Genomic DNA, 24,600 nt, shown 5'->3' on the forward strand with positions numbered 1-24,600 from the left:
CCTTTAATTAGAAAGGGAGAGAGGAAATAAAACGGTTTTGAGCAAACAAAAAGATCCTTCTGAAGGCAGAGGATCTTGGTTACTCTTTTGCTTGTTTCATCCCTCTGTCCCGGTCCGTCCAACGGATCTAGGCAGAAACTTTTTAAATTATTTTGTGAATTATTACAAGGTGCAGCTCACAAAGATACCGCCCAAAAACAGTATAACAAAGAAACAAGAAAATAGGCTAGCATTTACTTAAGAAAGTTCAATATCTGCAGAATATACCTGATGAATAGTTCCTGCATGATCTTCGATTTGTAAAACCCCTTCATCAGTTATTCCAAGCGCCCTTCCTTCAATGGTTCCCAATAATGTTCGAGCTTTTATCTGTTTTCCGATACCGGTAGCATAACTTTCCCAAAGAAGCTTAATCGGAAAAAAACCCTCAGCTAAATAGAGTAAATACATTTTTTCAAACTGGGTAAAGATTCCTTTAATTAAGGTTGCACGTGAAACTTCGCTTCCGTTTTCAATCATAAGCGAACTTGCTGTTTTCTGTAGATCTAGTGGAAAATCTGCTAATTTTTGATTAACATTGATACCCATACCGATAATAATGGAGTGAATTCGATCAGATTCAGCCTGTAGCTCTGTTAAAATGCCTGTTACTTTTTTACCATTCAAAAGAATATCATTTGGCCATTTTATTTCTGGATTAAGGTCTGTCAAGTCTTCAATCGCTTGAACGACTGAAACAGCGGCTAAAAGCGTTAACTGAGGTGCTTTTGAAAGTGGTATATTGGGTTTAAGAATAAGACTCATCCAAATTCCCGTGTATTTTGGTGAATACCATTTTCGGTCCATTCTCCCTCTTCCAGAAACTTGCTCTTCAGCAATCACAACTGTTCCTTCAGGTACATCCTCATAGACAAGTCGGTGCGCTATTTTCTGTGTTGATTCGACACTTTCTTCATAATGAATGTTTTTCCCAATAAAATTCGTCTTAAGCCCTAGTCGTATCTCGTCCGCTGTCACCATTTCCGGTGTTTTTAAAATTCGATAGCCTTTTCTTTTCACTGCTTCTAATTGAAAACCCTCTTTTCGTAACTCCTCTATATGCTTCCAAACTGCTGTTCTGGAACAACCAATTAATTCTGCTAAATTTTGTCCTGAAAGGTATGTTTCACCGGCATCCGTGAAGGCATCCAGCAATTCTTTTCTTATATCTGATTGCACTTCAATAGCCACTCCTTTATTTCCGTTTTTTTATTTTCTACTTTTCCCTCTAAAATTGCCTGTTCAATTGCAATAATCATTTCATTTACCCAAGGTCCGCCTAATTTAGTAAACCAATCCATTAAATCACGACCAGTTACATCCATTTCAGACCGATGCTTCATCGGAAGCAAATGATACATATTCATAAACATATCAATAGATCCGTGGTCTTTCCTATCTTTGAGAGTATTAAAAATAGTTTCAACTGAATAAATAGTTTCCTTTTTTGCTAAATAAAGATCATACTTGCCCCATTCTTTCTCGAACCTTTGATAAAGATAATGCAAAATATGTTGAATTTCCTTTATTTGTTTTATTGGAAGTTTCCACTCTCTTAAAAAATTCTCAATTAATTTCCCTTTATATCCTAAACAATAAATAAATAATGACCACATTTCGTTTACATTTAGATTTTCACAATCATAGGATAGAAGTGTCTCAATAGAGTCCTTTTGTTCTCTTAAGCCAGGCAAATATAAAAACATATTCGCATCAATCATCATTCGTAGGGCTTTTCTTCGATCACTTCCAGTTAGAAGTTTCTCAAATTCAGCTCTTTTCCGCTCAACAGCAATATTCTCGAGCAGGTGGGATAGATTTGATAAAGCCTCTACTGTTTTGTTTTCTATTTTAAAAGAAAGCTGGCTCATAAACCTAACTGCTCTCATCATTCTTAATGCATCTTCTTGAAAACGATCCTCGGCTTTGCCAACTGTTTCAATTCGCTTTTCAGAAATGGCTAATTGCCCTTTAAATGGATCAATGAGCCTGCCGTTTATGTCCATGGCAATCGCATTCATGGTAAAATCCCTACGTTTTAAATCTTCATTTAAGGACCTTATAAAGGCAACACCTTTGGGCCTACGAAAATCAACGTATTCCTCTTCAGTCCTAAAAGTTGTAATTTCATATGAGGCATTCTTGTATAAAACAAGAATGGTTCCGTGTTCTATTCCAATATCAACCGTTTTTGAAAAAATCTTTTTGATTTCCTTTGGAGTTGCAGAAGTGGCAATATCAACATCATGAATAGACTTATGAAGAATATAATCCCTAACTGAACCACCAACAAAATATGCAATAAATCCTGCATTTTCAAGTGCTTTCAAGACGGGTACTGCCGTTAAAAAGGGCTCAATCATAAATTTCACCTTTATCCACTAGCATAAAATAGAGCTTCTCGTATTCTTCAACAATTGTTTGGGCCCGAAATTTCATACTGACTTTTTTAATAGATTGCTCGGAAAATAAATGATGAAGGTTTTTATCACTTAAAATCGAAATCGCTTTACTAGCAATATCATCGATATTCCCCAATTCACAAATATAACCTGTTTCACCATCTGAAATCACTTCAGGAAGTCCGCCTACATTTGTTCCGATACACGGAACCCCGCATGCCATTGCTTCAAGAGCGACAAGTCCAAAGCTCTCCTTTTCTGATAAAAGGAGCATCAAATCGCTAATCGAGTATAATTCTTCAAGATTTTCCTGCTTTCCTAAAAAGAGGACAGAGTCGCTTAGACCAAATTCTTTCACAAGTTTACACACTACTGAAACCTCTGGACCATCCCCAACAAGCAATAATTTTGCTGGCATGGCTTCTGCAATTTTAGCAAACGTTTTTACAACATCCCGTACTCGTTTAACAGGTCTAAAATTAGAAACATGAATTACTACCTTTTCAGTTTCTTTAATCTCGAACTCCTCGCGTAAATGTGATGCATCACTTTTTTGATAAACTCGTTCATCAATAAAGTTATAGACTGTCTCGATTGGTTTATCAGGGTTGATTAATTCATAGGTCTGTTCAATTAATGAGTTAGACACAGCCGTAACAACATCTGACTTTTCAATTCCAAATTTAATTGCAGCGATCAAAGAAGGATCATAGCCAAGGACGGTAATATCTGTTCCATGGAGTGTGGTGACAACTTTTAAATCTCTGTTGCACATTTGTTTTGCTAAAATGGCGCAAACAGCATGTGGAATTGCATAGTGTACATGGAGTAGGTCTAATTTTTCCCTATTAACGACTTCTGCCATTTTACTTGCAAGGGCAATATCATATGGTGGATACTGAAAAACAGAATATTGATTTACCTCCACTTGATGGTAATAAATATTATGGTACATTTTTTTCAAACGAAAGGGGAGGCTAGATGAAATAAAATGAATTTCATGACCCCTCTCGGCGAGCATTTTACCAAGTTCTGTCGCAACTACCCCTGACCCGCCTACAGTTGGATAGCATGTAATTCCAATCTTTAGTTTCTTCATTATTACTCTCCTAACAGATCACGATTCAATAGGATAAGGTTTTTTGTTTTAAAGCCTTCTGCAAAATCAACCCCAACCTGTTTCCCATAAAGTTTTTCCCGTGCTTCAACCGTTTCAATGTACCCATTTACAAGAGGTGTTGCGAAACTCTGTTCAGTCTTTTCAAATTGGCTTTTATATGCATTTAAAGCCTCTATTTTTTTATCCATATAAGACGAAATATCGATGAGAAAATCAGGTTTATGGAATCCATTAATCATATAAAAATATATTTTTTCAACACGAAACGGTAATTGTCCCCGAGTTTTAAATTTTCTTATTCCAGCAGAAAAAACCGCCTCCTCGACAAGGCGAGCGCAATTTCCATGATCGGGATGCCGATCTTCAAAAAAAGGCGCGAACACAACGTTCGGACGGTATTTTCTTATTACTTCTGCAATTTTTCTAATGTATTCTTCTCTCAGATATAACCCTCTGTCAGGTAGACCTAATGAAGATCGTTCGTCGACTCCAAGAATACTGGCAGCATTAGAAGCTTCTTTTTTTCTCGTTTCTACATTTCCATTTGATGATAAATCAGAATCAGTTAAATCACAGATGCCTATTTTCTTTCCTAGAGCTGTAAATTTTGCTATTGTTCCACCCATACCAATTTCGACATCATCAGCATGGGCTCCAAACGCAAGAATATGTAAATTACTGTCCATCGGTTTTATCACTGCTCTTTCCAACAAACTTTCTCCATTCTAAAAGCCCAAGTTCTAAACCCCTTATTAATAATTCAGCCGTCCCCATATTAGTAGCTAATGGTATGGAATAGACATCACATAACCGTACAAGTGCTGTCACATCAGGTTCATGGGGCTGTGCCGTTAGCGGGTCACGAAAAAAGAAAATGGCATCCATTTCATTTTTTGCAATCATGGCCCCGATTTGTTGATCTCCTCCAAGTGGTCCTGAATTAAAGCGATGTATTTCTAAACCTGTTGCTTCGCTAATGCGAAGCCCTGTAGTTCCTGTTGCGAATAAAGTATGTTTAGAAAAAATAGTTTGATAAGCAGTTGAAAATTGAACTAGCTGGTCCTTCTTTTCATCATGGGCTATTAAGGCAATATTCATTTTTATTGCTCCTATTCTAAAATATTTTCTAGTCCATATATAAAGGTATTAACATTCATAATGGTTTCAACAGCAACTTTCACACCTGACATAAATGAACCTCGGTTATAGGAATCATGACGTATGGTCAAAGTTTGGCCATCGCTACCAAATAATACTTGTTGGTGGGCAATTAAACCTGGCAAACGAACAGAATGGATATGCATTCCTTGGTAATCTGCTCCTCTTGCACCTGTTACCGTTTCTTTTTCACCTGGATGCCCTTGTTTTTTTGTACTTCGAACAGACGAAATCATTTCTGCTGTTTTAATAGCTGTGCCTGACGGAGCGTCCAGTTTTTGATCGTGATGCATTTCAATAATTTCAATATCGGTAAAATACCTTGCGGCTATTTGCGAAAATTTCATCATTAAAACAGCACCAATTGCAAAGTTAGGTGCAATTATACAACCCAATTCTTTTTCCTGACAAATCGCTTGTAATTCTTCCAAATCTTCTTTAGAAAATCCAGTTGTTCCCACAACAGGGCGAACATTATATTCAAGAGCCGTTTTAGCATGAACCATACCAACTTCTGGTGTTGTTAAGTCAATTAAAACATCTGCTTCAATATCTTGAAGGCATTTTTCTAAATCCATGAAAATGGGTATATCTAATTGTGGGAAGCCTTCTAAATCACTTAATTTCATGCCATCATGTTTATGATCGACAACGGCCTTTAGTTCAAAATGATCTGTACTGCATACAAGCTTTACCGCTTCTCTTCCCATACGGCCACGTGGACCAGCAATAATAATTTTTATCGTTTTCACATTTTTTCACTCCACATTACTTGGATTTATTTTTGTCCACCGATCCTTATCCCGTGTATTAAATTTATTCATAATATAATCATGGGCATCGGTTAAATCAATATTTAATGAATTAGCGAAGCAGATTAAGACGAAGAGGATGTCTCCCATCTCTTCAGAAATCAATTTTTCTCCTTCAGTTGATTTCTTTGGCTTTTCACCGTAATAATGGTTAATTTCACGGGCCAATTCACCGACCTCTTCTGTCATTCTCGCTAGCATGGCTAATGGACTAAAATAGCCTTCTTTAAACTGACTAATATATGTATCTACTTCTACTTGAAGGTCTTTCATTGTCTTGCTGTCTGCCACATTTCTCACCTCAACCATTATCTATTTCATCATCTTAGTATCGCCATTTTTAATGTTAGCTAAATTATGAATGATTTACAAATATTTTCGTCTATATTACCTTCTTGGATTGCTCATCCCTTATTTATTCTATATAATTAGAACCGCCAATTAAAAGAAAAATATGTAAAGGGCGGTAGAATAATGGCTTTTAGTCTAAAATGGAAGAACGTTTTATTTATCGTAATTGGAGCTGCTATTATGTCATTTGGACTTGTCCATTTTAACATGCAAAACAAATTGGCTGAAGGCGGCGTTACTGGGATTACCCTTCTTTTATATTTCATGTTCAAATGGGATCCTTCTTATACAAATTTACTATTAAATATTCCTCTCTTTTTCATCGGTTGGAAGTTGCTCGGTAGAAATGCCTTTTTTTACACCCTTTTAGGAACTGTTAGCGTTTCCCTTTTTCTATGGATTTTCCAAAGAAATATGCTCCATATGCCACTAAACAATGATATGACTTTGGCGGCTTTATTTGCCGGTGTTTTTACAGGAATCGGATTGGGCATTATTTTCCGATTCGGTGGTACAACTGGTGGAGTTGATATTATTGCAAGACTTGCACATAAATACTTAGGGTGGTCCATGGGAAAAACAATGTTCATATTTGACGTATGTGTTATCACTTTGTCACTTATTACATACCTAAACTATAAGCAAGCTATGTACACGCTTGTTGCTGTCTTCGTTGGGGCTAGAGTGATTGACTTTATGCAGGAGGGTGCCTATGCCGCAAGGGGCGCCATGATTATTTCGGAGGAAAATGAGAGGATAGCCCAAAAGATCATGGACGAAATGGATCGTGGTGTCACCGTTTTAAAAGGGTATGGATCTTTCACAAAAAATGAACGAGAAGTCCTCTATTGTGTAGTTGGAAAAAATGAAATTGTCCGTTTGAAAAATCTTATCACCTCTGTAGATCCCCATGCTTTTGTATCCATTACGATTGTTCACGACGTCCACGGCGAAGGATTTACACTTGATGAAAATAAAAAGCCGATCGAAAACTAAATTAAAAGGCGATTTCCAGTGGAAATCGCCTTTTAATTTAGTCGTTATTTCTACTCATTCCAGTATAGATAAGGATAAGTCTAACTAACTCCAGGACAGCTACCGCAGCAGCTGCTACATAAGTCAGTGCGGCTGCATTTAATACTTTTCTTGTTTCTCTTTCTTCAGCACTACGAATTAATCCAAGAGAAACCACTTGATCCATAGCACGATTTGAAGCATTTAGTTCTACAGGCAGTGTAATAACTTGAAAGAGTACTGCGCCTGCCATAAAGATGATCCCCAATAACACGGCGCCACTTAAATGGATAAAAATTCCGATCATAATGAGAATCCATGAAAAATTAGATCCGATATTTGCAACCGGAACCAATGCATGACGGAATCGTAAAAAGGCATATCCTTCTGAATCTTGAATTGCATGGCCACATTCATGTGAAGCAACAGCAGCTGCTGCAATAGAATGGCCATGGTAAATTTCTGAAGATAAACGAACTGTTTTCGATCTTGGATCGTAATGATCGCTTAAAAGGCCTCTTCTTTCTTCGATGCTAACATGATATAAACCATTCGCATTTAATATTTCCCTTGCGACCTCTGCACCTCTTCGACTGGTTGAAGAAGGTACCCGGGAATATTTTGCAAAAGTACTTTTCACCCTTGATTGCGCCCATAAAGGAATCAGAATGATAATCGCAAAGTAAACAAGATAATACATAATGAACCCTCCCGTTCTACTCTAGTTGCTATTCATTGTAGTTATGTTGAACAAAAGTGTCAATCTTTTAAATCCCTAGAACGATTCTTCTTCATTTCTTTATCGCCTTTATACTTTCTCCATCCAACATACGATAATGTCATTATAATGATACTCCCAGTTGAAATGATTACCCACCATAATGATGGATCTGCCTGATCCTCATCCATATCATTAAAAAGCTTCTTTAAATCTACTTCTAACCGATCAAGTTCTTTTATATTTTCTGCATTTCCCACCATTTGGGAGCGATATTGGTCTATAAAATTTATACGTGCATCTACTTTTTGTATATTTTCAATTGGTACATCAATTTTCATACTTGGGTATATCACATTATATAAATTTAAAAAAGAATTTAAACATGTATTGAACGCATCCTTATTACCATTTTTCGCGGCATCTTCAGCTTGATGAAAGGTAGATAGTATCTTATCTTCCATTCCAATCCATAAGGGCTGGCGGGTTGTAGCAACTGCATCCATTACAAGACGAAATTTGGTTAATTTATTTAATCTTTCTTCATATTTCATATTTTGACTTACCGTTGCTTCCAATGCTTCATCATGGGAATTAGTCACAATTCGTAATTGATCCATTGTAAAGGACCGTTCATTCCCTGTAAGACTAGCAAATTGGTTCGAAAAATAATCAAGTAATTTCTTCGCATCATCGTATCGTTCATACTTAACCATTAAAAGAGCCTCATCAGAAATTTCATCAAGTTTATCTATTGGTGATAGTTTTTCCGCAAATGCATTAATGGGAGCCAACAAAATTACAATTATAAATAATAGAATCCATTTCACCTTCACACTTGTCCCCCCTTTCATTACTACTAAAATGTATGAAAGGGGGGACAAGGATAGACCATATTTTATTTTAATTTAAGGCTGAAACGGTTTGGGCGGATACATAGGTAATAGGCAATCCCTAAAGAGAAAATAGATAACCAAAATGTAAAATAACCAATCTGAGGAGTATATTGATCCAACATACTATAACGTGGCATCATAAAAAACACATAATCAATAATATCATTATGCACTGTCCAAATGGCTGCTATTATGAGATGCCACCATTTAATCCTATAAAAAGGTGCATATAGCAATCCCTGAATAGCCATCGAAAAATGAGAAAAAATTAACATATATCCAACAAAGTCTAACTGCCCTTGTACAAAATAAACAAGTATATTCATTACGACTGCCCAAATCCCATATTTAAATAATGTTACAATCGCTAAAGCCTCTATCAAGGGCCAATTTTTTCTAAGTAAAAAAGCTATTAGGACAAAAACAAAAAATAAACTGGCTGTTGGGCTATCAGGAACAAACGGAAGGAAAATAGCCGGGGTATCAGCTAATTGCCACCCATACCAGTAAAATCCATAGATTGTACCTGCGATATTAACGAGTAGTAACAGTTTTAACATTGATCGATTTGCTAAGAAAGGATAGATCCAACTCACCGTGATTCCTCTTTTCAGTTTCATATGTACAATAATTAGTATAATCTAAAAACTTCCGAATAGCTAAAGAAAACTCGCTGATCGGCGAGCCCCCTAGGGCGAAGACAGAAGCGTAGTTGCACTTATGCGCTAGTAGAATTTATGGATATAAATTCTGAGAAGCTAAAAAAGCTGGCGATATATCGCCAGCTTTTTTATTATTCCCCAAGTCCTGAGATAAATTCAGTAAGCTTTTTAAGTTGGTCATCATTACCTTTAAATATTCCAGGAGGCATATTACCTTTACCACTCTTGGCAATTTTTGCGATTTCTTCTGCCTTTAACCCGGTTCCAATAAGTGATGGAGCTCCTGCTCCACCCTGAAGGTTTTCACCATGGCAATTAATACAGCCTTGATCTTTAAATACTTTATAACCTTCATTATTTTTATCGATATCTACTTTAGCAACAATTTTACCTTGTGCTTCTGCTTTTTTCCAGTCATGGGTAGCAACAGACTGCCATGTCAAAAAGACAGTTGCAGCAATTGCTAACAGCATAAATCCAGTAGCAAATGGGCGTCTAATTGCACGACGTTCTGGTCCACGATCTAGGAATGGAGCTAATAATAATCCTCCAAATGTTAGTCCCGGAATTACCATTGCACCAATTACTGTATAAGGTCCTGAAGCAAATGTATATTTGAGCAATTGATACAAGAACAAGAAATACCAATCTGGCAATGGGATGTAGCCAGTGTCAGTTGGATCGGCAATCCTTTCAAGTGGGGCCGGATGAGCAATTGTTAAACATAAAATACCTACAAGAAATACTGCACCTACCATCCATTCTTTCAAAAGGAAGTTAGGCCAGAATGCCTCTGTTTTACCAGGGTATTCCGAGTAATCCTTCGGAATATTCGGTTTACGTTCAGATAGTGCTAATACACGAGAGTCACCTACGAACTTCATACCTTTACCGCGATGCATCGAGCAATCCCCCTCCTTTATACGTAGAGATAAAATTTTTCACATTTTTAGTTCGATTTTTTATAGTGGTCCTGAAATACCCTGTTTACGAATCATAACGAAGTGTGCTCCCATTAAACCAAACAAAGCGCCTGGCAAGAAGAAAACATGGATCGCAAAGAAACGTGTTAATGTTTGGGCACCAACAATATGCTCATTTCCTGCAAGCAATATTTTAATATATGAACCTATGAACGGTACAGATTCGGCTATTTGTAAACCAACTTTTGTTGCAAACAGCGCTTTCATATCCCATGGTAATAAATAACCTGTAAAACCTAAGGCGAGCATGATAAAGAAAATCAATACCCCAACGACCCAGTTAAGTTCCCTCGGTTTTTTATAAGCACCCTGGAAAAAGACGCGCAGCGTATGTAAAAACATCATAACAAGAACTAAACTTGCACCCCAGTGATGCATCCCACGTACAATCTGCCCAAAAGCAACTTCATTTTGAAGGTAGTAAACAGACTCCCAAGCATTTTTAATATCTGGTACATAATACATTGTTAAAAACATACCAGACAAAATTTGAATTACTGTAACAAAAAATGTCATGCCACCAAAGCAGTATACAAACGCAGAAAAATGATGTGCTGGGTTTACATGCTCTGGAACCTCATGATCTGCAATATCTCGCCAAAGTGGCGTAATATCTAAACGTTCATCTACCCAATCGTAAATTTTGCTTAACAATGATTACACCTCCGTCCTTGGTTGAGCTTTTCCTAAGTATAGATAACCGCCTTTTTCCTTGACTGGATACAAATCAAGTGGCTGCGGTGGTGGTGTTCCCGGAATGTTCTTACCACTCTTTTCATAACGACCAAAGTGACATGGACAGAAGAATTCATTTGGATGTTCCTTATCCGTATTCCAGTTAACCGTACAACCTAAATGTTTACAAGTTGGTGAAAGGGCAATGATCTTACCATTTTCCTTATAAACCCAGGCAGTATTCGTAACCTCAGATTCATACCATGCATCTTTTTGTTTGAATGTAAAGTCTACACGAACAGGCTCGTCCGTTAAATCAGCGACCTTTTGTTTTGTTGGAATAAAATTCCCACTTGGCTCAGCCCTTAAAACTGGATCAACCGCAAAGCGCGCCATTGGCATTATCATACCTGCCGCCATGAAGCCGCCTACACCAGTTAGAGTATAGCTTAAAAATTGTCGTCTAGAAACTCGTTGTTTACTCATGATTATCCCTCCTCTATTTACCAAATAAGTCCAAATGGACATTTATAAAATACATATAAAACTAGGACATAACCATAATATATCAATCTTTTCCCATGGTCTATGTTATTAATCACACATTTACTGCTGAATAAATTACTGGTTTTCACGCCATTTCTTTGTAAAGAAATTCAAAATCTGTTTAACTTGGCTATCTATCATAGACATTTTTTGTGCATCATCCATATTTTCAAGTGGAAGTGCCGGAATCCATAGTAAATTTGTCCCAAATTTTTCTTCACACATTTTTAAATCACTATCTGAAGTAATAAAAAAAATATGTCGAAAATCGTACATTTTTTCTGTCCATTTTTTTACATCATTTAATATTATTTCCTCATTTTCAGTCTTTAGATAAGTAAACGGAGGAAACAATAGCAATCTTCCTGTAAATTGCCTTTCTAGGTGGTTAACTAATAGTGTGATAAATTCTGCTATTGAGGCAGATAATTTCATATCGTCTCCAAATCCTACCGGAACTAGTGGGATAACAGCAGTATCTACATACTCTTTTGCATTCAAAAATGTTTCAATATCTTGAGGTATCCATTTCATTTTTTTCACTCCAACCATAAATTTTCTTAATAATCATAACATGAATTATTAAAAACAAAAACGGAAGCTTGCAAAAAGCAAGCTTCCATTCTATTCTTTTATCGTATTTATTTTTATTAATCTTTCAGTTAACTCGCTGAAGGCGATACGATCCTTTTGATCTAGTGCCACATCAATTAAAGAAAGGAGCTTTTCTCGATGAAAGTGTTCAATGCTATGTTTTAAAAATTGTTCGGCAATAACCCCATCCTTCTCATTTATTTGTAAATGTTTTGGCATAAAGGGGTTTTCTTCAAGAACAGCAGCATATTGATGAGCTTGATTCGATGCATGAAAGTTTAGTTGAACGAAAATATCTTCCTCCCTATTAAGGCGGATATCATGGAATGATTTTTCAGCATCAGTTGTCATTACATTTTCTTTATAAAAACGAAATGGCACCTTATCAACACAATGCGTTGACATAATTAATCCTCTAGGACAATATTGTGCCTGCTCAACAAAATGGAGATTTTCCATCAATTGATCGTGGCTCATTAAATAATTTAGAATCCACACACATTCTCTTCTCTTTAATTGATAATGATTTAAAAACCAGCGAATAAAGTCCTTTTTCTCGTTGACAGAAACAGGGGTTGCCATGATAGATTCCCTCCTCTGTATCCATTGTTTCTTTGGTTAACCGTCTAGACGGTCGAGCAAATCCAAATAGTCTTCATTTGTTGGATCATTTTTTAATAGCTGTTTAAAAATTTCTGCAGCAAGGTCGTTTTTTCCTTCTTCCATTAAAAAATATCCATAATCCGTCAAAAATGAATCATTATCCTTAAAAAAAGTATATGCACTTTCATATTTGTCTAATGCAAGTGAATATTTTTCAATTTTATGAAATGCTACTGCTGAGTCCCAAATTAACTGAGGATCTTCAACATCATTGGACTCAAGTGTTTGAATTAGCTCTAGGGCCTCATCATATCTTTCCTGCTGAATAAAAAATTTGTCAAGTGTAATGGCTGCATCAATATAACCCGGATCCAGTGCTAACGCTTCTCGAAAAAGTTGTACAGCTTGATCATTTTTTCCAAGCTTTAAGGCAATTTTTCCACCATAAAAGAATAATTCTTTGTTAAATTCATCTTGTTTAATCCCTTGCATGATCACATCAAAGCTGTTTTGTAACTCTTGTTCACGTTCATAAGCAATTGCCAGCTGTAAGTATAGAGAAGTGTATTCAGGATCAATTTCTTTTAATTCAAGAAATTTTTCAATGGCCGTGCCATTATATCCACCCTGCATTGCTGTAAATGCAAAGCCAAACAAAGTATTAATCTCGAATTTTTCAGCTAATGCCTTATCATAAAACGGAAGGGCTTCTTCAAATGCACCTGAAGTACTAAGTAAGTCAGCAATTCGTTGATTGATATTGACCCCTGCTAGTTCATTACACTCCTTTAAAACAAATTCATATGCATCCAATGCCTTTGTAATTTCACCTTGTTCACTGTACAACTCACCTAGTGCGAAATCGATAACCACTTCTTCAGGCAGCATTTCCTTAGCTTTAAGCAATTTTCTTTCACATACTTCATAAAGTCCTTGAATTTGGTATAAATCAGCTAATAGTAACAAAGATTGTCCAAAGCTAGGGTCTTTATCAGAAATTTGTTCAAGGACTAGAATAGCCTTCTCCTCATCACCTGCTTCAATCAAAACCTCACCTAGAAGGACGAGGAGCTCCCCTTCACCTGGAAAAATTTCTAGCAGATTTTCAAATAAAGTTTTTGCTTCTTCTAAAAATCCATACTCAAACAGCTCTTCTCCTAGAAGAAACTTTTCATCAGGTGTTCCACTATTTAATACTTCATTATATTCATGTATCGCTTTCTTATGTTGACCATTTTCAAGCATATCCAATATTTTTTTTACTCTATTCATTCTACTGTCCTCACGTTTCTTAAATTAAAGTTAAAATGCAGATCACCTGCATTGTTTATGAAAACCTATGAAAATGAAAAAAATGATGGGGTTTTTACCTTTATATATTCTCCATTTCCCGGTTTAAATAGAACTTCTTTTCCTGCTCTAATAACATTTCCCTTATGAACAGTCACTACAAGTCTATCTTTATGATAATGAAATAACTGATTATCATCAACATTATTGATTTTATTACTCTGTAAATATAAATTATAGCTTATTTCAGCACCATGCATTAAACATGACTTTTCTGGAAATAACCCAATTTTATTTAAAACTGTAGCTGGCAATGGTATCTTTTCTGTTATTCGTTCATTTATAAAAGGTACCTTTTCCTTCTTCATTGTCTCTCTCCATTTGGCTAGAACTATTTTTTCCTCTTTTATTAATCGATCATTTAACACTGGAATTAATGGACAATTGAATGGGAAAAGTGCTTCCCTTATCCAACTCCACGGGATATTTTCTAATTCCATTTCATCTTGAATTTCAACAAAGATGGCTGGAACCCGTTCCTTTTTGCATCTTCTTATAAGTGATACACTTAAAAGTTGGAGAGGAATCCGGACGCCGATCAGAAAATCGATTGGACTACTTAATAGAGCTGTTTTTTTATTTATCAATTTTTCAGCAAGTTCCCTCTCATAGGAAACATTTATATATGTTAGTAATGTGGTACAGCCTTTTAATATAAATTCTTTTGTAAAATATTCTTTTAATACTTCAAATGAGCCAGATAGAGGGGCACTTGTATCTAGAAGGACATATGAAGGGGTCATAATAAAAGATTCTAGATTCATTCTCATAAAATTATATTGTTTAAAATAACTCTGAATCGCGGTAATTCGATTTTCACTAATAAGAAATGACTTTTTTAATAGCAAATTTCCTTTAGGTATAGTAGCATTTTCAATAATGTATGGCATAAAATCCCCCCTTTTTCTCTTCTTAAGACAAGCTATGAGGGAAATCTGGAATTATGCCAAAACACGCTGATTTGAGTGCTGAGTATTTAGTAACGATAGTTACATACTTTAGTGCGTTAATTCTTATAAGCTGAAAAAAGCCGTAACTGATACGACTTTTACTTTTTAAGACTATTTAAATGTGTAAAGAAATTAGGATATGAAACAGAGATTGCTTCGGCATTTTCAAGGAAAACCTCTTCACTACTAATTAAAGATGCAATTGCGAGCATCATCCCAATTCGATGATCACCATGGCTTTTCACTCTTCCACCAGTTAAGGGTGTTGGACCGTAAATGACCATTCCGTCTTCAGTTGCTTCAATTTTAGCACCAAGTTCAGTTAGTTCCTGAACAACCGTGTCAATTCGATTAGTTTCCTTTACTTTTAATTCATGTGCATCCTTAATAATGGTTTTTCCAAATGCTTGTGTTGCAAGTAATGCAATAATTGGAATTTCATCAATCAATTTTGGAATTAAGTCACCTTCTATAATCGTTCCCTTAAGCCCTGAAGATTTTATCCTAAGATCACCAAATGGTTCAAATGCAAGATTATCACTTTGGCTAATCTCCAATTCAGCACCCATAGCTTTCATAACCTCAATTATCCCGGTCCTAGTCGGATTTAATCCAACATTTTTCAATAAGATATTACTCTCTGGTACAATTGCACCTGCTACTAGAAAGAAAGCAGCAGAGGAAATATCACCGGGAACATGAACGTTCGTAGCTTCAAGTTTTTGTCCACCCTTTACTGTAATCGTACGATAACTCTTATTTATTTCTCCACCAAAATGAAGAATCATTCGTTCAGTATGATCACGTGTAGTGGCAGGTTCAATTATCTGGCTTTCTCCCTCAGCTTGAAGGCCTGCTAATAATAGAGCAGACTTAACTTGCGCACTTGCAACTGGCAATTCATAAAGTAATGGTGTTAAACTTTGGCCGCGGATCGAGAGCGGTGTGTATCCACCATTCTTTCTTCCATCAATTTGAGCGCCCATTCTCATCAATGGTTCTGTTACTCGTGTCATAGGCCTTCTTCCAATTGATTGGTCGCCCACTAAAGAAGTATAAAACGGCCTTCCGGCTAGTATCCCTAATATAAGACGAATCGTTGTTCCAGAATTACCAACGTCCAATACTTCAGTTGGTTCAGAAAGCCCGTCAAAACCTCTTCCGAAAATCGTAATCTCATTATCCTTTTCCTCTATTTTCACACCTAGCTTTCGAAAGCATGATATTGTGCTTAAACAGTCATCACCAGGTAAAAAATTTGTCACTTTTGTCATTCCGTGAGCAATAGCTCCAAACATTACCGATCGATGGGAAATAGATTTATCTCCAGGAATAACAATTTCGCCTGATAATCTCTTTACTTTCGAATCCAATTTAAATAATGACATGAAATCACCGCCTAGTATAAATCAAGATCCTATAAATGTTGAGTAGTCCGTATAGGAATTGATGCATTCTTCCGCTCGTTTGCGATCCTCTTCTGTTTGAAAACTTATGGAAAGAACCCCGTAAATTCCTTCACGAGCTTCAATAATTCGGATATTAGTGATACTGATTTTTTCAGTTGCAAGATAACCAGTAATTTCTGAAATTACACCCGGATAATCTGGAACATCCACAAATAAATCGTAAAAAGCTGGAATAGCCCCTTTTTCCTTTATTGGTAAACCATCACGATATTGTTTTGCTTCTTGAAAAAAATTTAAAATAGCATGGCTATTTTCTTGTTCTAACAATGTTTTTACAGATTCCATTTCATCCATCCATTGACCAAGAAGGTTCAACAAAACTTCTTTATTTTGTAGCAAAATATCACTCCACATGATTGGGCTACTTGAGGCAATTCTTGTAATATCCCGAAAACCACCTGCTGCCAGACGGGGAATCAGGCTTTTTGAATCAGCTAATTTTTCTGTTTGCCGAACAAGTGAAGCTGCAATAATATGTGGAAAATGGCTAACAATTCCAGTTATATAGTCATGTTCATCTGGCGTAATGGTTAAAAATTTTGCTTTCGTCCCTGCGAACCACTTTTTTAGAACTTCTATCTTTTCTTCAGAAATTTGTTTTTCCGGTGTCAAAAGATAAAAGGCATTTTCAAATAGAATTTTTTTTGCTGCTGAAATTCCACTCTTATGGGAACCAGCCATTGGGTGTCCCCCAATGAATGTAATTCCCTGATTCAAAAGACAAGAGGATACTTGGACAATTTTTCGTTTTGTGCTGCCAGTGTCAGTAATGATAACATCTTTTTTCAATGGGAGTTTTGAAAGTAGTTGAATAATAACTTCCGATTCATTTACAGGTGCGGAAATTATGATCAAATCTGCATTAATGGCACCTTCTTGGATGCTTGTGACATAATCATCGATCACCCCAAGTGCTTTTGCAAGTCCAGCTTGCTCGTAATTAATATCATAGCCTGTTATAGTAGACTCCTTATGCACATTTTTAATACATAGTGCTAAGGAACCTCCTATTAAGCCTAATCCAATGACAAAAACATGGCCATTCAACAAATTATCCTCCCTATTTCAGTAGAGTTTCATTTTTTATTTTCTTGTTAAAAATTCTCTGATTGCCTTCAGTACGCCTTCATTTTGTTCTGTAGAGCCAACTGTAACTCTAATAGATGTTGGGAATCCAAGAGCCTTGCCTGACCTAACAATAAAGCCCTTTTCTATTAAAAATTGACAAACCTGATCAGCATCTACTTCAAAATCAATTAAAATAAAATTCCCTTGTGAAGGATAATAAAACAGCTTATTTGAATTACAGAATTCATAGAACTGACCAAGACCATCCCTGTTTTTTTGTTTAGTTTGTTGGACAAACTCTTTATCTTCCAAGGCTGCTTGAGCTGCCAATTGAGCAAATGAGTTGAGATTGAATGGCTCTCTTGCAGGATCTAGTGCTCTTATAATCGAAGGATGTCCAATACCATAGCCTACCCGTAAGGAAGCAAGCCCATATATTTTTGAGAATGTCCTTAAAACAATTAGGTTCGAATAGGTTCGAGTAAGACTCACTGAATCATAATAATCATCTGCCACTACATATTCATAATAGGCTTCGTCAAGCACAACAAGAACATGTGCTGGAACCTTATCAAGAAATTCAATTAATTTACTTTTTGAAATATATGTACCCGTAGGATTGTTGGGACTGCAAACCCAAACAATATTTGTTTTTTCATCGATGGCGGACAGCATACCTTCTAAATCATGTTCACCATCTATTAAAGGAATTTCCTTACTTTCTGCTCCTTCAATAATTGCATTATGCCTATATTGCGAAAAAGTTGGTGTGGCCATTACTGTATTGGAGTCTACAGTTAGAAGTGCACGTGAAATAATTTGAATAATATTATCTGATCCATTACCAAAGATAAGTTCTTCAGGTGTAACATTCAATGATGTCGCAAGCGTCTCTCTAAGATTTGTTGCATATCCATCAGGATAAAGAGCAAAACTTTGACGAGACATTTGAATAGCTGATAATACTTTTTCTGAACAACCAAAAGGATTCTCGTTTGAAGCTAATTTAACAATACTCTCAAGATTAAACTGTTTTTTTACTTCATCAATTGACTTTCCAGGTTGGTATGGAGTCAATGTTAATAACTGTTCTTTCCATCTCATAAATGTCACCCCATCTATAAAATTTTTTATGTTTTTTTACATTTATATTCAAATTTTTTTTACTATATCCGTATCCTTTTAATTATTGGATAACTCTGGCCTGAGCATTTTTGCTTCCTTTAAATAAACATGATTTAATTTGTTTTGATTAATATTTGTATTTACATGCATCATAACCCTAATACACATTTTCAATGAACTCGGAACAGGAATTTCACGCATACACATGACTGGAACATATGTCCAGTCTTTAAATTTACGCACTGCTTTTGCGGGAAAGACTGCGGTAATATCATCAGTAGTTGAAATGAAAACAGATGCTACAGATTCAGGTGTAATATTATTTAATTCAATCATCTTCTTTAAAAGATCCTCAGTTGATGAAACAATCTCATCTTCCTGATTCTTACTAACCGTTGTAGCTCCCCTCACCCCTCTGATCATTGCATTCCCCCCTTTGCTCGTTATACATACTTAGTTGTTCTGTTAAAATTTCATCTGTTATTTCCTGCATTTTCGGAATTCCAATTTGTTCGAGTAATACGAATCGAATAGTCTCACCAATCGACTTTTTATCTTGTTTCATCGTTTTTAATAAAGGATCTACCCCTAAATTAAGAGGGATTTCCGTTATGTAGCCAAGCTTTTGTATCCATTGAATAAACTCATCTATCTGAAAAGATAATCCTAGCAAATTTTTGCTTAGCTGAAGAGCAAAAACCATACCAATCATAACACCTTCCCCGTGGGTCATATTGCCAAATCCCATTTCAGATTCGATTGCATGACCAAGTGTATGACCAAAATTCAAATAAGCTCGAACTCCATTTTCCCTTTCATCCTTTGAAACAAATTCCCTTTTGATTTTTACTCCTTTAGTCAATGCATAGTGTAAATGCTCCATTTTCAAGGAATAAAAATCGGCTACATTTGTAACTAGCCACCGGTAAAAATCAGGATCTTGAATTAGTGCATGTTTTATAACTTCAGCAAACCCTGAACGAATTTCTCTTTGTGGAAGTGTCTCTAAAAAAGATAAATCATAAAACACTGCTTCGGGCTGATGAAAAGCTCCGATCATATTTTTTCCTGATGGATGATTGATCGCTACTTTACCACCAACAGCACTATCATGAGCAAGGATGGTAGTTGGAACCTGAATAAAGGGAATTCCTCTCATAAATGTAGAGGCAACAAAACCACCTAAATCTCCGACGGCCCCACCGCCAAACGTTAGAATAACTGATTTTCGGTCAAGATGATTTTCAAGTGCAACTGTTAAGGCATTATAATAAACTTCAAATGTTTTCGCTTTTTCACCATTTGGTGCAATAAATACAACATGGTTTAACTCTTCTAGACTGTCAATTAATTTTGAAAGATGAAGATTAGCTACATGTTCATCTGTGATAATTAAAATTTTCGTTAACTGATCAAAATATGTGGTTAAAAACGGCTTAAGTTCTGCTAACGCATTTACGCCAATAACAACATTGTATTTTTTTGAGTCTGTTTGCATCAAAACCGTTTCCATTAAAATTCCCTCGCAAATTGTCTTTGCTTATTTATTTCTTCTAAAAATGTCTCAAAACGATCACTATAAAACTGTTCGACTAGTGCATTTGCCAATTCCCAAGCCACTACATTTTCTGCAACCACAGCTGCTGCAGGGACCGCACAGCTATCTGAGCGTTCAATGCTAGCTGAAAAAGGTTCTTTCGTTTCAATATCTACACTCATAAGCGGCTTGTATAGCGTTGGGATGGGCTTCATAACCCCTCTTACAACAATTGGCATTCCTGTTGTCATACCGCCTTCAAAACCACCAAGTCGATTTGTTTTTCGAAAATAGCCTTTTCTCTCGTCCCAGCCAATTTCATCATGTACTTCGCTTCCAGGTTTTCTTGCAGCTTCAAAACCAATCCCAAATTCTACTCCCTTAAAGGCATTGATACTAATGATGGCTGCTGCAACCCGAGCATCCAGTTTGCGGTCATAATGCACATAACTACCTACTCCAACAGGCATTCCAGTTGCTATTACCTCTACAATACCGCCGATAGAATCCCCATTTTCTTTTGCAGAATCAATAGCATCCATCATCTCTTTTTCTACAGATGGATCTGTACAACGAACAGGCGATTTTTCTGATCGTTCCTTTATTATCTCCAAAGTTAGAGATCGGTCAACATTTGCAGAAACTCCCCCTATTTCAGTCACATGAGAAACGATTTCAATCCCTACAAGTGATAATAATTTTTTTGCCGCCGCACCTGCTGCTACTCTAACAGTTGTTTCCCGTGCAGATGAACGTTCAAGTACATTTCTCATATCCCGATGACCATATTTAATTGCCCCATTTAGATCTGCATGACCTGGGCGTGGTCTTGTTATTTTTCTCTTACCTTCATCTTCTTGCTCTTCTTCAATAGGTTGTGCTCCCATTATATTTGTCCAATGCTTCCAGTCATTATTTTCTACGACTAATGCAATAGGGGAACCAAGCGTAAACCCATGTCTAACTCCAGATAAAATTTGTGCCGTATCTTTCTCAATTTGCATTCTTCGTCCGCGACCATAGCCTTTTTGCCGTCTGGCCAATTCATTATTAATATCTTCATCCACAAGTGGCATACCAGCGGGTAAACCTTCTATGATGGTAGTTAATTGTGGGCCATGAGATTCGCCAGCTGTTAAATATCTCATATTCTTTCCCCCTTCAACTCATTAAAGGAATTATTTTGTACCAATATACCATATGACTACCGATAAACATAGTGAAATTGTTTGAAAATATGAAAAAAGGGCCACATAGGCTCCTATTCATTTTTGCGGTAAAAGAATGTATCTTCCGATTCTAGTTGGTATATACCAGGGTTAAAAATCTGTTCTGTACTACCAACAAAGAAAATGCCATCCTTCCTAAGTGCTTTACTAAATTTCTGATAGAGTTGATCTTTTGCTTCCTCTGTAAAATAAATGAGGACGTTCCTGCAAACGATTAGATCATATGGACCACCAAATGGATCAGCTAGTAGATTTTGTTTTTTAAAAGTAACTGTTTTTTTTATTTCATCTGATACTTGATAAAATTCACCATTCTGTTTAAAAAATTTTTCCTTTATTATTTTAGGAACTTCATTAAGTGATCTTTCGTGATACTGACCCAATTTTGCTCGGATGATTGCATTTTCATCAATATCTGAAGCAAGAATTTGAATATCATTGCGAGGAAGAAGACTAGCAAGAATCATTGCAAGTGTATAGGGTTCTTCCCCCGTAGAGCAAGCTGCGCTCCAAATTTTTGGCCTTTTATTCGATTGTAGAATCTTTGGCAAGATTTTTGTTTGTAGAACTTCCCATCGCTTGAAATTTCGGTAAAATTCAGAAACATTGATCGTAGTCCTGTCTAGGAACTCATTAAAAAGCTCCTGATTATGATTAAGTTCCTTAAAAAACATTTGAAAGGAGGAAAATCCCTTTTTTTCATATAAGGAGGTAAGACGACGTTTCATTTGAGCTTCTTTATATAATGACAGATCGATACCTGTCTTCATTTTAATTTGATTTTTAAATTGTTGATAGTCTTCAGACATTGATGTTTCTCCCTTTTTTCTTTCTCTTTTTTCAATGAAACCGTTAACAAAAAAAGGCACCTGTATAAAAATATACAAATGCCTTTGTCATTAATAAACCCACTCATTTACTAACTTTGAATATTCTACTAATCCAGTTTCTTTAAAAAAGAGACTAATTTCACGTTCGGCACTTGTAGGTGAATCCGATCCATGAATGACATTCTTTCCAACTGTTAAACCAAAATCGCCACGAATAGTTCCTTGTGCAGCATCCTTTGGATTGGTTGATCCCATCATTTGCCTAGCAGTTGTTATAACATTTTCGCCCTGCCAAACCATTGCAAATACAGGACCCGATGTAATAAAATCAACTAGTTCACCAAAGAAAGGGCGCTCTCTGTGCTCACCATAATGTTCTTTAGCAAGATCCTCAGAAATGCTCATTAATTTCGCCCCAACAAGCTGAAAACCCTTTCTTTCGAAACGAGCAACAATTTCACCAATTAAGTTACGCTGTACGCCATCTGGTTTTACCATTAAAAATGTCTTTTCCATGAATTTCACTCCTAAACCATTATGTATAATGATTGTCTAAGAAAACAATCCATGAGAATAGTAACATTGTTTTGAAAATTTCGCAACATAGAAAACTAGAATGACTGTACTGACCTTGAGCTCTACTTCACGATTGATTCCTACTAGTTCAGAGAGATGTGTTTTCCCAAAGGGGAAACCAGTTCAGTTTGAAACATTTTCGAATTTAAGCTTTACCTTTACTTTTTTCAAAAAATAAGGTTAAAATTTTCGTTTTCCAATGAACTTAGCAATATCCTGAAGTGTTTTTTTCGCTCGATTGGCTGGAAATTCCTCCAAAATATCTAACGCTTTATCTAGATAATGATCACTTAAAGCCATTGACTTTTCAATTGCACCTGATTGTTTAATAAGAGTGATGATTTTTTCAATATCAGCAGTTTGCATATTCTCGTTAACTTTTTCTATTTCACATCTAATTTCGCTATTTTCCATTGCAAAAAGAACAGGTGCAGTAATGTTACCCTGTAATAGATCACCACCAGCAGGCTTTCCTAATGCCGTTTCTGATGAAGTAAAATCTAAAATATCATCGATAATTTGGTAGGACATTCCAACATAATAGCCAAAACGATATAAATTTTTATGAACTGATTCAGGGACATCTGCAGCAATTGCGCCTAACTGACAACTTGTAGCAATTAATAGTGCCGTTTTTCGCTTTATTCTCCGCAAATAATCACGAAAATTTTGTTCAAATCGATATTTATCTTTTATCTGTTGGATCTCACCAAGGCAAACCTCAACAATCGTATTTGAAAGAATCTTATGTGCTGATGGTTTATTTAAATCAGTTATTACTTCCAAGGAGAGTGCAAGCAAATAGTCACCCGTATACATGGCTACTTTGTTGCCCCACTTTGTTTTAACTGTTGGCTTTCCTCTTCGTAGTTCTGCATCATCTATAACATCATCATGGACAAGCGACGCCATATGAATTAATTCAAGAGACACAGCTACATTTTTAATCACTTCAATGTCATAGCTACCAAATTTAGCAGCAAGCAAAACAAAAATTGGGCGAATTCTTTTTCCCCCTGCTTGCAAAGTATGCAAAGAAGCTTGCCTTAAAAGAAGAGATTCAGCCTGAATAGTATCTTCCAGCCTTTTTTCGATTATATTAATATCCGAATTCAAAAATGAATACATCATTTTTAATTTCATTTGTATTCACCCTGCTTTTTTATACTATTTATAATCATTTATCTATTTTTTATGGCCAATATGCACGGCAGCTACTCCACCACTAAAAGGCTTATATTTTACATCTTTAAAACCTGCTTTTTCAAAAAGGCCTGCGAGTTCTTTCATTCCTGGAAAATCTCGAGCAGATTCTTGAAGCCAAGAATACTCTTTATAACTTTTTGCAAACAGTTTTCCAAAAACAGGCATAATAAATCTAAAATAGAAGTAGTAAAGTTGCTTATAACCAAGAATTGTTGGTTGAGACGTCTCAAGACATACTGCCTTTCCACCTGGCTTTAATACCCTGTTCATCTCTTTTAACACCTGTAAATAATCTGGGACATTTCTTAATCCAAATCCAATTGTTACATAATCAAAACTTTCATTTGGAAAAGGAAGTTCCATAGCGTTGCCATGAATTAACTTTACCTGATTAAGCTTTAATTCTTTAACTTTTTCTTCCCCTATTTTTAGCATGTTTTTGCTAAAGTCTAATCCAACTACTTCACCGGAAGGGCCTACAGCATCAGCAAGTGCAATCGTCCAATCAGCTGTTCCACAGCATACATCGAGCGTTTTAGAGCCTTGTTGTACATTCATTCTTTTCATGGTGTCATTACGCCACTTGATGTGCTGTTGAAAACTGATCACAGAGTTCATTTTATCGTAGTTTTCAGAAATTTTCTCAAAAACATTATGAACTCTTTCTTCTTTAGATTGCTGCATTGT

At 36.0% G+C, this 24,600-nt stretch carries 28 protein-coding genes; 1 reads left to right on the plus strand and 27 read right to left on the minus strand.

Annotated features, from left to right (window positions below):
* Positions 1–237 precede the first annotated feature (237 nt).
* From RCG20_RS04080 to RCG20_RS04110, 7 genes are read right to left on the minus strand one after another with little or no spacing between them, the layout of a single operon-like run.
* Positions 238–1,218 carry a biotin--[acetyl-CoA-carboxylase] ligase gene (locus RCG20_RS04080; RefSeq protein WP_308182961.1) on the minus strand — a complete coding sequence of 327 codons (981 nt, stop codon included), beginning with the start codon at positions 1,216–1,218 and terminating at the stop codon, positions 238–240.
* Complete coding sequence (locus RCG20_RS04085; RefSeq protein WP_308182962.1) at positions 1,203–2,402, minus strand: CCA tRNA nucleotidyltransferase; 1,200 nt, start codon at positions 2,400–2,402, stop codon at positions 1,203–1,205. Before RCG20_RS04085 ends, RCG20_RS04080 begins: the two co-directional genes overlap by 16 nt.
* Positions 2,395–3,540 carry an N-acetyl-alpha-D-glucosaminyl L-malate synthase BshA gene (gene bshA / locus RCG20_RS04090; RefSeq protein ID WP_308182964.1) on the minus strand — a complete coding sequence of 382 codons (1,146 nt, stop codon included), beginning with the start codon at positions 3,538–3,540 and terminating at the stop codon, positions 2,395–2,397. The genes RCG20_RS04085 and bshA overlap by 8 nt, the downstream gene beginning before the upstream one ends.
* A gap of 2 nt (positions 3,541–3,542) precedes the next feature.
* Positions 3,543–4,247: a bacillithiol biosynthesis deacetylase BshB1 gene (gene bshB1 / locus RCG20_RS04095; protein WP_308184287.1), complete on the minus strand. Its 705-nt coding sequence runs from the start codon at positions 4,245–4,247 to the stop codon at positions 3,543–3,545.
* Positions 4,237–4,659: a methylglyoxal synthase gene (mgsA, locus tag RCG20_RS04100; protein ID WP_308182967.1), complete on the minus strand. Its 423-nt coding sequence runs from the start codon at positions 4,657–4,659 to the stop codon at positions 4,237–4,239. The genes bshB1 and mgsA overlap by 11 nt, the downstream gene beginning before the upstream one ends.
* A gap of 11 nt (positions 4,660–4,670) precedes the next feature.
* Positions 4,671–5,471, minus strand: a complete 801-nt coding sequence (gene dapB, locus RCG20_RS04105; RefSeq protein ID WP_308182968.1) for a 4-hydroxy-tetrahydrodipicolinate reductase — start codon at positions 5,469–5,471, stop codon at positions 4,671–4,673.
* A 6-nt stretch (positions 5,472–5,477) separates the two neighbouring features.
* Entirely contained in the window at positions 5,478–5,840 is a 363-nt protein-coding gene (locus RCG20_RS04110) for a nucleotide pyrophosphohydrolase (RefSeq protein ID WP_308182969.1), read from the minus strand.
* 165 nt (positions 5,841–6,005) lie between these two features.
* On the opposite strand from RCG20_RS04110, the gene RCG20_RS04115 reads away from it, so the two are divergent.
* Positions 6,006–6,878: a YitT family protein gene (locus RCG20_RS04115; RefSeq protein ID WP_308182971.1), complete on the plus strand. Its 873-nt coding sequence runs from the start codon at positions 6,006–6,008 to the stop codon at positions 6,876–6,878.
* 37 nt (positions 6,879–6,915) lie between these two features.
* On the opposite strand, the gene RCG20_RS04120 is transcribed toward RCG20_RS04115, so the two are convergent.
* From RCG20_RS04120 to RCG20_RS04215, 20 genes are all read right to left on the minus strand, one after another.
* Positions 6,916–7,596 (minus strand): zinc metallopeptidase, encoded by a 681-nt coding sequence (locus RCG20_RS04120; RefSeq protein ID WP_308182972.1) that lies wholly within the window; start codon positions 7,594–7,596, stop codon positions 6,916–6,918.
* Between the two features lie 59 nt (positions 7,597–7,655).
* The gene (ypjB, locus tag RCG20_RS04125) at positions 7,656–8,450 is read right to left on the minus strand and encodes a sporulation protein YpjB (protein WP_308182973.1); all 795 of its coding nucleotides are present in this window, start codon (positions 8,448–8,450) and stop codon (positions 7,656–7,658) included.
* A 62-nt stretch (positions 8,451–8,512) separates the two neighbouring features.
* Positions 8,513–9,106, minus strand: coding sequence for a lipoprotein heptaprenylglyceryl N-acetyltransferase LhaT (locus RCG20_RS04130; RefSeq protein WP_308182974.1), 594 nt, complete (start codon positions 9,104–9,106; stop codon positions 8,513–8,515).
* Positions 9,107–9,303: 197 nt separating this feature from the next.
* Positions 9,304–10,074 carry a menaquinol-cytochrome c reductase cytochrome b/c subunit gene (locus RCG20_RS04135; RefSeq protein WP_308182975.1) on the minus strand — a complete coding sequence of 257 codons (771 nt, stop codon included), beginning with the start codon at positions 10,072–10,074 and terminating at the stop codon, positions 9,304–9,306.
* Positions 10,075–10,134: 60 nt separating this feature from the next.
* Complete coding sequence (qcrB, locus tag RCG20_RS04140) at positions 10,135–10,809, minus strand: menaquinol-cytochrome c reductase cytochrome b subunit (protein ID WP_308182976.1); 675 nt, start codon at positions 10,807–10,809, stop codon at positions 10,135–10,137.
* A gap of 3 nt (positions 10,810–10,812) precedes the next feature.
* On the minus strand, positions 10,813–11,316 hold the full coding sequence (locus RCG20_RS04145; RefSeq protein WP_308182977.1) for a QcrA and Rieske domain-containing protein: 504 nt from the start codon (positions 11,314–11,316) through the stop codon (positions 10,813–10,815).
* A 135-nt stretch (positions 11,317–11,451) separates the two neighbouring features.
* Entirely contained in the window at positions 11,452–11,910 is a 459-nt protein-coding gene (locus tag RCG20_RS04150; RefSeq protein ID WP_308182978.1) for a YpiF family protein, read from the minus strand.
* Between the two features lie 90 nt (positions 11,911–12,000).
* Positions 12,001–12,552 carry a ReoY family proteolytic degradation factor gene (locus RCG20_RS04155; RefSeq protein ID WP_308182979.1) on the minus strand — a complete coding sequence of 184 codons (552 nt, stop codon included), beginning with the start codon at positions 12,550–12,552 and terminating at the stop codon, positions 12,001–12,003.
* A gap of 36 nt (positions 12,553–12,588) precedes the next feature.
* Positions 12,589–13,845: a tetratricopeptide repeat protein gene (locus RCG20_RS04160; protein WP_308182980.1), complete on the minus strand. Its 1,257-nt coding sequence runs from the start codon at positions 13,843–13,845 to the stop codon at positions 12,589–12,591.
* A 65-nt stretch (positions 13,846–13,910) separates the two neighbouring features.
* Positions 13,911–14,813: a hypothetical protein gene (locus RCG20_RS04165; protein ID WP_308182981.1), complete on the minus strand. Its 903-nt coding sequence runs from the start codon at positions 14,811–14,813 to the stop codon at positions 13,911–13,913.
* 158 nt (positions 14,814–14,971) lie between these two features.
* Positions 14,972–16,261 (minus strand): 3-phosphoshikimate 1-carboxyvinyltransferase, encoded by a 1,290-nt coding sequence (gene aroA, locus RCG20_RS04170; RefSeq protein WP_308182982.1) that lies wholly within the window; start codon positions 16,259–16,261, stop codon positions 14,972–14,974.
* A 21-nt stretch (positions 16,262–16,282) separates the two neighbouring features.
* Positions 16,283–17,389 (minus strand): prephenate dehydrogenase, encoded by a 1,107-nt coding sequence (locus tag RCG20_RS04175; protein ID WP_308182983.1) that lies wholly within the window; start codon positions 17,387–17,389, stop codon positions 16,283–16,285.
* Positions 17,390–17,425: 36 nt separating this feature from the next.
* Entirely contained in the window at positions 17,426–18,514 is a 1,089-nt protein-coding gene (gene hisC / locus RCG20_RS04180) for a histidinol-phosphate transaminase (RefSeq protein WP_308182984.1), read from the minus strand.
* Between the two features lie 78 nt (positions 18,515–18,592).
* On the minus strand, positions 18,593–18,958 hold the full coding sequence (gene aroH, locus RCG20_RS04185) for a chorismate mutase (protein WP_308182985.1): 366 nt from the start codon (positions 18,956–18,958) through the stop codon (positions 18,593–18,595).
* On the minus strand, positions 18,924–20,048 hold the full coding sequence (gene aroB, locus RCG20_RS04190) for a 3-dehydroquinate synthase (protein WP_308182986.1): 1,125 nt from the start codon (positions 20,046–20,048) through the stop codon (positions 18,924–18,926). The genes aroH and aroB overlap by 35 nt, the downstream gene beginning before the upstream one ends.
* The gene (gene aroC, locus RCG20_RS04195; protein WP_308182987.1) at positions 20,048–21,220 is read right to left on the minus strand and encodes a chorismate synthase; all 1,173 of its coding nucleotides are present in this window, start codon (positions 21,218–21,220) and stop codon (positions 20,048–20,050) included. Before aroC ends, aroB begins: the two co-directional genes overlap by 1 nt.
* Positions 21,221–21,333: 113 nt before the next feature.
* On the minus strand, positions 21,334–22,110 hold the full coding sequence (locus tag RCG20_RS04200) for a CheR family methyltransferase (protein WP_308182988.1): 777 nt from the start codon (positions 22,108–22,110) through the stop codon (positions 21,334–21,336).
* Between the two features lie 90 nt (positions 22,111–22,200).
* Complete coding sequence (gene ndk / locus RCG20_RS04205; RefSeq protein ID WP_308182989.1) at positions 22,201–22,647, minus strand: nucleoside-diphosphate kinase; 447 nt, start codon at positions 22,645–22,647, stop codon at positions 22,201–22,203.
* 240 nt (positions 22,648–22,887) lie between these two features.
* The gene (hepT, locus tag RCG20_RS04210; protein ID WP_308182990.1) at positions 22,888–23,850 is read right to left on the minus strand and encodes a heptaprenyl diphosphate synthase component II; all 963 of its coding nucleotides are present in this window, start codon (positions 23,848–23,850) and stop codon (positions 22,888–22,890) included.
* 42 nt (positions 23,851–23,892) lie between these two features.
* On the minus strand, positions 23,893–24,597 hold the full coding sequence (locus tag RCG20_RS04215; protein WP_308182991.1) for a demethylmenaquinone methyltransferase: 705 nt from the start codon (positions 24,595–24,597) through the stop codon (positions 23,893–23,895).
* Positions 24,598–24,600: the final 3 nt, after the last annotated feature.

It is taken from the genome of Neobacillus sp. PS3-40, from assembly GCF_030915485.1.
Classification (GTDB): domain Bacteria; phylum Bacillota; class Bacilli; order Bacillales; family Cytobacillaceae; genus JAUZPL01.

What these genes read in the sequence shown, in the direction of transcription:
- RCG20_RS04085 (WP_308182962.1), bottom strand. Translation starts at nt 2,402, where the DNA reads ATGATTGAGCCCTTTTTAACGGCAGTACCCGTCTTGAAAGCACTTGAA.
- bshA (WP_308182964.1), bottom strand. Translation starts at nt 3,540, where the DNA reads ATGAAGAAACTAAAGATTGGAATTACATGCTATCCAACTGTAGGCGGG.
- bshB1 (WP_308184287.1), bottom strand. Translation starts at nt 4,247, where the DNA reads ATGGACAGTAATTTACATATTCTTGCGTTTGGAGCCCATGCTGATGAT.
- mgsA (WP_308182967.1), bottom strand. Translation starts at nt 4,659, where the DNA reads ATGAATATTGCCTTAATAGCCCATGATGAAAAGAAGGACCAGCTAGTT.
- RCG20_RS04110 (WP_308182969.1), bottom strand. Translation starts at nt 5,840, where the DNA reads ATGGTTGAGGTGAGAAATGTGGCAGACAGCAAGACAATGAAAGACCTT.
- RCG20_RS04115 (WP_308182971.1), top strand. Translation starts at nt 6,006, where the DNA reads ATGGCTTTTAGTCTAAAATGGAAGAACGTTTTATTTATCGTAATTGGA.
- RCG20_RS04120 (WP_308182972.1), bottom strand. Translation starts at nt 7,596, where the DNA reads ATGTATTATCTTGTTTACTTTGCGATTATCATTCTGATTCCTTTATGG.
- RCG20_RS04135 (WP_308182975.1), bottom strand. Translation starts at nt 10,074, where the DNA reads ATGCATCGCGGTAAAGGTATGAAGTTCGTAGGTGACTCTCGTGTATTA.
- RCG20_RS04145 (WP_308182977.1), bottom strand. Translation starts at nt 11,316, where the DNA reads ATGAGTAAACAACGAGTTTCTAGACGACAATTTTTAAGCTATACTCTA.
- RCG20_RS04150 (WP_308182978.1), bottom strand. Translation starts at nt 11,910, where the DNA reads ATGAAATGGATACCTCAAGATATTGAAACATTTTTGAATGCAAAAGAG.
- RCG20_RS04155 (WP_308182979.1), bottom strand. Translation starts at nt 12,552, where the DNA reads ATGGCAACCCCTGTTTCTGTCAACGAGAAAAAGGACTTTATTCGCTGG.
- RCG20_RS04160 (WP_308182980.1), bottom strand. Translation starts at nt 13,845, where the DNA reads ATGAATAGAGTAAAAAAAATATTGGATATGCTTGAAAATGGTCAACAT.
- RCG20_RS04165 (WP_308182981.1), bottom strand. Translation starts at nt 14,813, where the DNA reads ATGCCATACATTATTGAAAATGCTACTATACCTAAAGGAAATTTGCTA.
- aroA (WP_308182982.1), bottom strand. Translation starts at nt 16,261, where the DNA reads ATGTCATTATTTAAATTGGATTCGAAAGTAAAGAGATTATCAGGCGAA.
- hisC (WP_308182984.1), bottom strand. Translation starts at nt 18,514, where the DNA reads ATGAGATGGAAAGAACAGTTATTAACATTGACTCCATACCAACCTGGA.
- aroH (WP_308182985.1), bottom strand. Translation starts at nt 18,958, where the DNA reads ATGATCAGAGGGGTGAGGGGAGCTACAACGGTTAGTAAGAATCAGGAA.
- aroB (WP_308182986.1), bottom strand. Translation starts at nt 20,048, where the DNA reads ATGGAAACGGTTTTGATGCAAACAGACTCAAAAAAATACAATGTTGTT.
- aroC (WP_308182987.1), bottom strand. Translation starts at nt 21,220, where the DNA reads ATGAGATATTTAACAGCTGGCGAATCTCATGGCCCACAATTAACTACC.
- RCG20_RS04200 (WP_308182988.1), bottom strand. Translation starts at nt 22,110, where the DNA reads ATGTCTGAAGACTATCAACAATTTAAAAATCAAATTAAAATGAAGACA.
- ndk (WP_308182989.1), bottom strand. Translation starts at nt 22,647, where the DNA reads ATGGAAAAGACATTTTTAATGGTAAAACCAGATGGCGTACAGCGTAAC.
- hepT (WP_308182990.1), bottom strand. Translation starts at nt 23,850, where the DNA reads ATGAAATTAAAAATGATGTATTCATTTTTGAATTCGGATATTAATATA.
- RCG20_RS04215 (WP_308182991.1), bottom strand. Translation starts at nt 24,597, where the DNA reads ATGCAGCAATCTAAAGAAGAAAGAGTTCATAATGTTTTTGAGAAAATT.